Annotated in this window: 1 protein-coding gene; it reads right to left on the bottom strand. The window is 70.4% G+C overall.

The window, feature by feature from the left end:
* Positions 1–14: 14 nt before the first annotated feature.
* On the bottom strand, positions 15–1616 hold a 1602-nt coding region (locus FNQ90_RS22525), incomplete at its 5' end, for an urease subunit alpha (protein ID WP_182608027.1).

Raw genomic sequence — 1616 nt, 5'->3', positions numbered from 1 at the left:
ATAAGAGACAGCGGTCAGAACAGGAAGTAGCGCTGTGCCATGGGAAGGACGGGGGCGGGGGCGGGGACCACCGGCTCGCCGTCGATGGTGACGGAGAAGCTGTCGGAATCCACCCGGACGTCGGGCCGGGCGTCGTTCTCCCGCATGTCGGCCTTGCCGATCCGACGGGTGTCCCCGGCCGGCACCCACCGCTTGGACAGCTCCAAGCGGTCGGGCAACCCGGCCTCCAGCGCCAATGGGGAGACGAAGACGACCGAGTTCGCACCCGGCGCCCGGCCCAGCGCGCCGAACATCGGGCGCGGCAACACCGGCTGGGGGGTGGGGATGGAGGCGTTCGCGTCCCCCATCTGCGCGAGGACGATCTGTCCCCCCTTGAGCACCAGCAGCGGTTTGACCCCGAAGAACGCCGGCTCCCACAGCACCAGGTCGGCCAGCTTGCCCGGCTCCACCGATCCCACCTCGTGGCCGATGCCCTGCGCGACCGCCGGGTTGATCGTGTACTTGGCGACGTAGCGGCGCACCCGGTGGTTGTCGGCCGGCCCGTCGCCGGGCAGGGGGCCCCGACGGACCTTCATCACGTGCGCGGTCTGCCAGGTGCGCAGCACGATCTCGCCGATACGCCCCATCGCCTGGGAGTCGGAGGAGATGATCGAGATGGCGCCGAGGTCGTGCAGGATGTCCTCGGCCGCGATGGTGGTGGGGCGAATACGGGATTCGGCGAAGGCCAGGTCCTCGGGAACCGCCGGGTTCAGGTGGTGGCAGACCATCAGCATGTCGAGGTGCTCCTCGACGGTGTTGACGGTGTGGGGCCGGGTGGGGTTGGTCGAACTCGGGAGCACGTGCGGCTCGGAGACCACCGTGATGATGTCCGGGGCGTGTCCCCCACCCGCCCCCTCGGTGTGGAAGGTGTGCACCGAACGGCCGGCGACGGCGGTCAGCGTGTCGGCGACGAAACCGGCCTCGTTGAGGGTGTCGGTGTGGATGGCGAGCTGTGCGCCGGTCTCCTCGCACACTCCCAGGCAGGCGTCGATGACGGCGGGGGTCGCCCCCCAGTCCTCGTGGATCTTGAAACCCACGGCGCCCGCGCGCAGCTGGTTCAGCATCGCCTCGCGGGACACCGTGCTGCCCTTGGCGAGCAGGCCGATGTTGACGGGAAGGTCGTCCATCGCCTCCAACATCCGGGCGATGTGCCATGAGCCGGGGGTGACGGTGGTGGCCCTGGTCCCCTCGGCCGGCCCGGTGCCACCGCCCAGGAGGGTGGTGACGCCGGAGGCCAGTGCCTCGTCCACCAGTTGGGGACAGATGAAGTGGACGTGGGCGTCCACCGCCCCGGCGGTGAGGAGTCGGCCGTTGCCCGCGATCACCTCGGTCTCCGGGCCGATCACGAGATCGGGATGGACACCGTTCATCGTCTCGGGGTTGCCGGCTTTGCCCAGGGCGACGATCCGCCCGTCGCGGATGCCGATGTCGGCCTTGACGATCCCGGTGTGGTCGATGACGACCGCCCCGGTGATCACGGTGTCCGGGGTGCCCTCGGCCCGGGCGGCCCGGGACTGTCCCATGGACTCGCGGATGACCTTGCCGCCGCCGAAGACGGCCTCGTCCCCCGCCCGACC

The organism is Streptomyces alkaliphilus, from assembly GCF_014141535.1.
Classification (GTDB): Bacteria; Actinomycetota; Actinomycetes; order Streptomycetales; family Streptomycetaceae; genus Streptomyces; species Streptomyces alkaliphilus.
This window is presented reverse-complemented; position numbering and strand designations above follow the sequence as displayed.